This is a genomic window from Gemmatimonadota bacterium, assembly GCA_026706345.1.
Classification (GTDB): Bacteria; JAAXHH01; JAAXHH01; order JAAXHH01; family JAAXHH01; genus JAAXHH01.
The window spans coordinates 1-8,987 of record JAPOYX010000038.1 but is presented as its reverse complement, the minus strand read 5'-3'; the positions used below and the strand labels follow the sequence as shown (position 1 = coordinate 8,987).

4 protein-coding genes and 1 pseudogene are annotated in these 8,987 nt (G+C 62.8%); 3 read left to right on the top strand and 2 right to left on the bottom strand.

The window, feature by feature from the left end; all coding sequences use genetic code 11:
• A partial coding sequence (locus OXG98_04120; GenBank protein ID MCY3771189.1) for a hypothetical protein occupies positions 1–207 on the top strand: 207 nt, incomplete at its 5' end.
• 756 nt (positions 208–963) lie between these two features.
• Here the strand turns inward: OXG98_04120 and OXG98_04115 are convergent.
• Together OXG98_04115 and OXG98_04110 are read right to left on the bottom strand one after the other, a co-directional pair.
• Positions 964–1,371: a hypothetical protein gene (locus OXG98_04115; protein ID MCY3771188.1), complete on the bottom strand. Its 408-nt coding sequence runs from the start codon at positions 1,369–1,371 to the stop codon at positions 964–966.
• Positions 1,348–2,091: pseudogene (locus tag OXG98_04110) on the bottom strand (PAS domain-containing protein). The gene OXG98_04115 and the pseudogene OXG98_04110 overlap by 24 nt, the downstream one beginning before the upstream one ends.
• 1,654 nt (positions 2,092–3,745) lie before the next feature.
• Between OXG98_04110 and OXG98_04105 the strand changes: the two are divergent.
• Positions 3,746–6,877, top strand: coding sequence for a choice-of-anchor B family protein (locus tag OXG98_04105; GenBank protein MCY3771187.1), 3,132 nt, complete (start codon positions 3,746–3,748; stop codon positions 6,875–6,877).
• Positions 6,878–7,084: 207 nt separating this feature from the next.
• The coding region (locus tag OXG98_04100; protein MCY3771186.1) for a hypothetical protein at positions 7,085–8,987 on the top strand (1,903 nt) is incomplete at its 3' end.

Below are 8,987 nucleotides of genomic sequence, written 5' to 3'. Positions count from 1 at the left end.
CTGAAGCTCCAGGCTTTTCTCGAAAAGGGGCTGCCTGCGGGTCCGAAGCGGGATGAGGGCTTGAGGGAAATCAACACATTCCTGGTTGAGACGGGGCTGCTGGCACAGGAGGACAAGGCGCGATTCGATGCCGATACCATTGCCGCAGTCAACTATTGCTGCGGTCTGACAGGGGACTGGGGAACGGAAGCGGCATCCGGTTGGTAGGGATCTGCCAGGAGGGCCGGCAAGCCCGGGTGAGAGCCAGGCTCGAAGGCCGACCACACTCAAGCCAGGTTGAGCAGAACAACCCGGATCCGGGTCTTCAGCCTTTCCGCCTTTCGGCAGGGACCCGCGATGCAAAGCCTCGCTTCACCTTTTCGCATTGGGGGCAGGAAATCCGTGTTGTGCCGTGTCTGATGCGGGGCTTCGGAAAAGTCCTCGACCACAACTGCGAGGGGTTTCGCCCTCTGAGAGAAAAGCATTGTGGTCGTGGAAATCATGAAACGGCTGGGTGAACATCGCTGCCTTCCAGCCGTTTCACCCATACGTCGGCATCTGCTTGACCCCCAGAGACCGAAATCGTCGATCATTCCAGGGCCGTTGGATGAATCTGTTTCTTGCTCCGATTCATCCCGCGCCTGCGGGGGAACAGAACCGTGGCCAGTATTCCCCAATGGCTGAAGACGGACCATCTCCAGGAGGTGATGGAGGCGACTTTGGCGCATGTGGTCCGCAACCGGATGGAGGCAGGCTAATCGCGCTCAGACATGTTCGACCCCAGGCCTGTCCCGGCGGACGATTGGACGCGTTACCTGATCTGGGGAAAGGGTAAGGATTCTGAGCCCTGAGAGTGATGAATCCCAGAGGACCGATTGACTGCATCGAGTCCAGCGAAGCGACCTCGGCAGTTGCGGCAAATCCAGATTTCTGATCCAGGACCGCCGATGCGCCGGTAGAAGAGAGCGGTTAACGCCGGGGACCTCAGGTGAGTCTGTCGGCGAGCCAGCCGATCAACAACAAGACCAGCAGAGCACCGAGAATCCAGTCGATGCACATCGACTGCCGGCCCCCGCCGCTCTGGAAGGTGGCCCTCGCCTGCTCGACCAGCGCCGCCACCTCCTGCGGCTCGGGGTCGACCGAGAGCGTCCCCGCTTCGATGCGTCCCGCATCGAGCAGGTCGCCGATCAGGCCCTGCATGTGGTCGGCCTGCCGGTCTATGATGCGGATGAACTGGCGCATCTCGGCCCGGTCGAGCGCCCGCTGCGCGTGGAGCAGCGTCGTCGTCGAGCCCTTGATGGAGGTCAACGGCGCGCGCAGCTCGTGGCTCACCATGGCCAGGAACTCGACCCGCAGACGCTCCAACTCCTCCAGCGGCGCCAGATCCTGCATGGTCACCACCACCGACTCGATCTCGCCGTCCCCGAACCGTATCGGGGTGGCGTTGATCAGCATGCGCACACTGCGTCCGTCGGGCACCGACAGCTCGACCTCCTGGCCGCGCACTGTCTCGGCGCTCTTCAGTTCATCCAGCGTGACCTCGCGGCCGTCGGCGAGGCGCATCGTCACTACTTCTCGCAGGTCCTCCAACCGGCGCTCCGGACCGAGCAGGCTGCCGACTAGGCGTCTGGCTTCCCGGTTGACCGACAGCGCGTTTCCGGTCGCGGCGTCGAGCACCACGACGCCGACCGGCGAGGTCTCCACCAGCGCCTCGAGGTCGGCCCGTGCGCGTTGCTCGTCGCGGTGCGTGCGGGCGTTCGCGATCGCCATAGCCGCCTGCGCGGCGAACAACACCAGCACCTCCTCGTCCTCGTCGGTGAACCCCGCCCCGTCCTGCTTGCTGCCCAGAAAGAAGATGCCGACATGCTTCCCGAGATGGCGCATCGGCATGGCTTGGAAGCTGTCCGTCAGCATCAGGTCGGAGGAGAAGCCGAGCGCCCGGACATAGGCGGGCAGGTTGTCGACGCGGAGCGGTGCGTCGAGGTCGCGGAAATGTTCGAAGAGCGTCGGCCCGTCAGGCAACCAGGTCGCCAGCCGCTGTTCCTCTTCCTCGCTCACGCCCGAGGTGATGAAGTCCTGCGGCCGGCCACTCTCGTCGACGGTCGTGATCGCCCCGTAGTGGGCGCTGGCCCTGGTTCGTTGGTCTTCTTCATCGTTGCTTCTTCCTCAGCCAGGCCGCCTGATCGATTCGATCGGGCGTCCCGCTCGTCCCAGCGGACCGGCGAGTGCCGGGTTTGGGGGCGGTGCAAGTATGCCATAGCCTCGAGATTCGGCCCGACAAGGAAACATCTAGCATTGTACACCTTAGAAATACTATATCAAAGTATATGGATATTAAATGGATATATTAGTTAGTTGTATCATATTTGGTTAGAACCTTGTTTCGGGGTGACTGTGCGAAGAGCACTGCCAGGATGTCGAGTCGTCCGAGGGCAGCGTCGGCCCTATCGGGCGCGTTATTCGGAACGAGGGCACTGTGGGCTCCGATTCGGACAGGGGTCCTTTGGAGATCGTGTGGACAAGGGGCCTTTTCGCGCAACCGGCGCAGTGGCCGCGGCGGTGGAGATGAGCAGCAAAGTGGAAGACCCAAGGGTGGCAACCTACCGATTCATGACCGGGTTGGTTGATCCGCCGCACAGGTATGGTCAGCGATGGACCCCAAGCGAGGAACTCAAAGCGGCGAGGGATTACAAGGACGGGATCCCCATCGATTTGATCGCTGAGCGGCTCGGCCGGAACATCTACGCAACACGGGTCCGAGTTTACGGAAGAATCGGCAAGTGGAAAAGATCCGCTCGGAAATTGAAGATCAACTTCCCCAGGGGAGCGTGATCCTGATCATCGCCATGATGGTGGCCGTCACGGTTGCCCTGATAGCAGTGGAACTGCTGTATTGACAGTGTTGGGGGTGCCCCCAGTCTCCTGCTTCTCTGGACGCGGAGAGTCCAGGACTCCTGCCGGCCACCGATGGTTCCCCCCAATTCCGTTCAGAATCCACGGTGGCCTGGTCAACAACCGGCGGGGTAATCAGATTGGTCAAGGAGTCCAGGGTCGGGTGAGGGGTCGGACACCTGGGAGTTCGGCCCCAATCTCAGGAGTGACGTCTTGATCAGCTTGTTTGAGTTTCTCCTGCTGGCGGAGTCGGCGCCTGCTACGTCTACCTCTGGAGGATCCACGTGGAGATCCGATAGATCCGCGACGCCGTCGAAGAAAAGATTGACCAAGCGGAGGAGGAAGGGGTGGCCTCTGCCGGAGCAGGATGGATCGACCGTTTCCGTCTCCGGGGACCAAGCTCGTGGCGTCAAATGACCGCAACTTGAAAGTCATTGGCAAATTGCGCAGACCCATTGGTTGCCTCCCCCCCTGTGGAACAAGCCCATTAAGGGATGCTCGGATCATGGGTCAAGGGGATCACCTGGGTCCACATGGCAAGAAACGAGAGAAGCCCCCGGCCAGCCAAACGAGTATCATGGGCTCACCGCATCTGAACAAGCTAAGTAGGGGGGGTATATCCGCGCATCGTGCTTCCGGCATATTTGGCGCCGGACGACGAGTCGCGGAAGGACCATCTGACCAGGTCGGCACGTGCGCGCCTTCTGCGCGCCGACGTTACCCACACCTATCCTGCCCGTCTGAAACTCCTTCTTCCGGGCCTGAGAGGCGTCGCAGGCACCCTCTTTTCTCCAATGCCTTCGCCGTGTTGGCGGGGGTACTGTTCCTGCTTGCCGCCACGCTCGGGGAGGCGGTAACAATCTGTTCCGAAGGGATGGCGGGAACCTACCCATGCAGTAACGTCGACCTGATGTCGTTTCTGGCTTTAGACGACATTGGCGGCAGCGGCGACGACACAGCCAACGACATCTGGGGGTGGACGGATTCCTTGACCGGCAAGGAGTACGCGATTATGGGCCGGACCAACGGCACGTCGTTCGTGGACATCAGCGACCCGGCCAATCCGATCTATCTTGGCAATCTTCCTCCTCACTCCACCGACTCGCACTGGTGGGACATCAAGGTATACGCGGACCATGCCTTCATAGTGACGGAGGCAGAAGACGGCGGCATGCAGGTCTTTGACCTGACTCAGTTGAGATCGGTGGCCTCACCACCTGCCACGTTTTCCGAGACCGCCCACTACTCCGGCTTCTCGCATGCTCACAATGTCGCGATCAACGAAGACAGTGGTTTTGCTTACGTCCTGGGCACGAACAATTGCAGCGGCGGGTTGCACATGATCAACATTCAAACGCCGACGAACCCGACCTCGGCCGGTTGTTTCAGCGCCGACGGCTACACCCACGATGCACAGTGCGTGAACTATGTTGGCCCTGACCTTGACCACCAGGGGAAAGAGATCTGCTTCAACTCGAACGAGGACACGCTGACGATCGTCGACGTGACCGACAAGGCAGTTCCCGAGATGCTCTCCCGCGCGGGCTACAGCGGTTCCAGGTTCACCCACCAGGGATGGCTGACGGAAGATCAGGCCTACTTCTTGCTGGGCGACGAGTTGGATGAGCTGGAGGACCCCGATGTCACGAATACCCGCACCTACCTGTGGGACGTGAGCGATCTCGACGGGCCGGTGCTCATCGGTTCTCACGACTCCACGACAAGCGCGATCGACCACAACCTGTACGTCAAGGGAGGATACACCTACCAGTCGAACTACGACGCCGGATTGCGCATCCTGGATGTCACCGACATCGCCAACGGCAACCTGACTGAAGTGGCATTCTTTGACTTCAACCCCGGAATCGACTCGACCAACCTCGATGTCGGAACGTGGAGCAACTATCCGTTCTTTGACAGTGGAATCGTGATTGTCAGCGTCATCGAGCAGGGACTTTTCATCCTCCGTCCGAACCTTGTGGACGTCGTCGATCCGGCTCTTTCCTCGGCGGCGGTTAACGGGGCGATGCTGACGCTGACCTATGGGGAGGAGCTCAACGGAAGCTCGACGCCGTCGGCAGGCGATTTCACGCTGGCAGGCGGCGATTCGGCGCGAACGGTCTCCAACGTTTTGGTGAGCGGGAGATCAGTGGTGCTGAGCCTGGTTCCGGACGCAAGTCCTGGTGAGACGGGAATCACGGTGAGCTACAGGCCGGGGGCAAACCCGATCCGGGACGCGGCGGGCAACGCCGCGGAGGGACTGAGCAACGAGCCGGTAGTGAACAACACGGGGGCCGCGACCGGGCCCGCGCCGGCGCCGAATGCTCCCAGGAATCTGCAGGCGGAAGGCAAGGATGGGGCGGTGACGTTGTCCTGGGACACGCCGGAGAATGACGGAGGTTATCCGATCACGGATTACGAGTACTGGATCTTTCGGACCCGGGGCTGGACCTCCATCGGCTCCACCGACACCTCGCATACCGTCGGCGGCCTCGTCAACGGCACGATCTACGCCTTTCAGGTGCGGGCGGTGAACAACCGGAACGGCAAGAGCCGCGCTTCCCATCCTGCCGAGGCCACTCCGGGAGCGGGGGCTCTGGACTTTACCTATTTCGCCAATGGCGCCGGCATCACCTCCGACGTGGTGCTTGTGAATGTGGCTTCCCTTCCGGTCCAGCCCGCGCTCTACTATTACGATCAAGGGGGCCACCTCGTTGCCCCGGAATCCGTCGTGGATGTGACGGGCGATCTGGAGGTTCGAGAGGACGGAGGGTTGACCGTCCGTACACGGATGGAACCGCTGGACGAACTCACGATTTCAACCCACGGCCGAGGGGAGCTGGTGGCGGGATCGCTGAAAGTTCTCCCCTATGGTCCCATCGGCGGGTTGGTGCGTTATAGCGTCCCAGGTCTGGGGGTGGCTGCAGCGGGAGCAAGCCCTCCTGCCCAGGATGTCCTTTTCCCGGCCCGCCGCCAAGCGGGGGGGATTCGCACGGCGGCGGCGCTCCACAACCTGGGAAACGAAGCCATGCGGGTGCGGTGCCAACTGGTGAGCGAGGGGGCTGTGCTTGAAGAGGTCGAGATCCCTCTGGAAGCCAACGGGGCGACGTTCTGGTTCATCGAAGAGGCGTTCGCCACGACCGCCACGTCGGACTTCTTCGGGGCCGTGCGCTGCGCCGCGCCCGGCGGGGGGCAGTTCACCAGCTTGGCCGTGGAGCAAGATGCGGGCAATCGCATCTTCACCACACTGCCGGTTGTGGCGGTGCACCGTCAATTCGACACGGACTCGATCGGATCCAGCGACAATAGCGCTGCCCTGGACTTTGCGCATTTTGCCAACGGGACTTGGATCAGCGATATGGTCTTCCTGAATCCGTCCACCCAGCCTTCCCGCCCCGGTCTTTACTTCTATGACACGCAGGGCAATCCCATTGCCGCCGAAACAGTGGTGGACCTCACGGGCGATCTTGAGGTGGCCGAGGACGGCGCTCTGACGGTCCGCACCGCGATGGAGCCTCTGGGAGTGCTCAGGATTTCTACTCATGGCCGAGGAGAGCTGGTGACCGGATGGGTGCGGGTGGTCTCGAGCGGTCCGATCGGCGGGATGCTCCGCTTTCAGCACCCCGACGTCGGGGTGGGCGTGGTGGAGGCCAGCCCAACCCTCCACGACGCCCTCATTCCGGTGCGCCGCCAGCAGGAGGGAATCAACACGGGGGTGGCGCTTCACAACCTGGAGCCGGTTCCTGGACTGGTGCGGTGCGATTTGATGAAAGAGGGCATGATGCAGGACTCCGTCACTATCCCTGTTGCAGCCAACGGGCAGACTTCCTGGCTCATCGACGCGGCGTTCCCCGGTGCCGATACCTCCGACTTCTCGGGGTCGCTGCGCTGCACCTCAGTGGGGGGCTATCTGTTCTCCGCCATCGCACTGGAAATGGACCCCGGCACCCGCACCTTCATCACCCTGCCGGTGATTCCGCTGACAGCGGGGACAGACCAGGAGTAGGCACGTCGGGTCGTGGTGTCCTTTGCTTGCCGGCCGGCGGGTCGCCAACGGAGCGGGTGAAACTGCTCGGGTCGAGTCCGGTCTCGCCACCAATCTATGCGCCGCGGAGGAGGCACCCATACGGTTTGGGAAAAGCAGCTTTCCCGCAAGACCACACTCGCCCGGGGCGCGAAACCCGAACGCGGGACTGGAGTTGTTGCGAAACGCATGAGAAGAGTCGCCCTGTCCTTGATGGCCCTACTGTGGGCACTGCCCGCCTTGGCCCAGACCGACCAGCAGGCGAAGCGTTCTCACCTGCTGCCGCACATCGCCGACGGCGACGGGTGGCGATCGTCGTTGGTGGTAACGAACGTGGCGCAGTCGGTGAGCTTCTGCATGCTGGAGTTGCACGGCCTGACCGCGGACCGATTCGAAGTGGCCGACGGCGTGACGGCATCAGGCTCCAGCGCGACGTTCGAGCTGGCGGGGGATGGAGGCTACCTGGTATGGCGCACCCGGAACGAATCGGCGTTGGCGTCCGGCTACGCGACGCTCGATTGCGTGGATCCCGTCGTGGTGCAAGTCGTGTTCGCGTGGCTCGGCCAGGGGGCTCGGCCGGCGGGGATCGCCACGGTGTTCAGCTCGCAGGGCGGCCGGGAATTCCAGTTTCCGGTCCTGACGCGGGCAGGCACGCTCGGCTTTGCGATCGCAAACAACGGAAACGCCAACGCCTCCTGCAAAATTGACCTCCAGGACGCCCAAGGGATGTCTCTCGGCGAGGCTGCGCTGTCGGTTCCCTCGAAGAGCAACCGGGCGCAAATGCTCAACGCCGCCATCGCCATTCCGGAAACCTTCCTCCAAGGGTCGGCAAGGGTTTCCTGCGATCAGCCGGTCGCCATGATCGGACTGCATTTCGAGCTGGAGCCGGATGGGAGCATCGTCACGTTCAACACGCTGCCCCCGACGGCTCTCGATACGTCCCCCTATCCACCCGACGCGCAGGCGAAACGCATTCACCTGTTGCCGCATATCGCCGACGGGCACGGATGGCAGTCTGTCCTTCTGGTCACCAACGTTTCCCAGTCAGCGGGCCCCTGCTCGGTCCAACTGCACGGCCTGGATGTGGACCGATTCGAAAGGGCCGACGGCGTGACGGCATCGGGTTCCAGCGCGGCCTTCGAACTGCCGGGAGCAGGCGGTCACCTGGTGTGGCGCACGCGGAACGAATCGGCGTTGGCGTCGGGCTACGCCACGCTCGATTGCATGGTTCCCGTCGTGGCCCAGGTGATATTCGCGTCGATCGGAGGAGAGGGGAGGCCGGTGGGCATGGCCACGGTCTTCAGCTCCCAGGCCGCCGACCTTTTCCAGTTTCCCGTTCTGACGGCGTCAGGCACCGTCGGGTTCGCCATCGCGAACGACGCGCCCGATGACGCGGCGTGCCGCATCGTTCTGGAAGACACTGAAGGGATGAGCCGGGGCGCAGCGGCGATCACGGTGCCCGCGAAGACCAACGTGGCGTGGATGCTCCGCGAGGCCGTGTCGATTCCGGAAGGCTTTCCCGGTGGAACGGCGCGGGTGGGTTGCAATCAGGAGGTTGCCGTCATCGGGCTCCACTTCGAACTGGAGCCGGACGGCGCGATCGTCACGTTCAACACACTGCCGCCTGCCGTGATCGACCCGATTCGGCCGACGGTGACGCTGTCCGCATCCCCCGCGTCGATCGATTGGGGCGATACGGCGACGTTGACCTGGTCCTCCACGAACGCGGTGGGCGCGACGATCACACCTGAGGTCGGCGAAGTGGAGCCGTCCGGCTCGCGGGAGGTGTCGCCGGCCGTCACGACGAGGTACCGGATCACCGTCATGTCGGCCTATGGTGTCACGGCGACGGCGTCGATCGAGATCCGAGTGACCGTCACGGAGCGCGGGGCATTGACGGTTCTGTACGAAGCCACTGGCGGATCGAACTGGGTTAGACGGACCAACTGGCTGACGGACGCGCCGCTCGGGAGCTGGCACGGCGTCGACGTCGACGGGGCGGGACGCGTTGTACGCCTGGAACTCGATTCGAACAACCTAGTGGGCCGGATCCCGCCCGAGATCGCGCAGTTGACCCGTCTGGAACGACTGA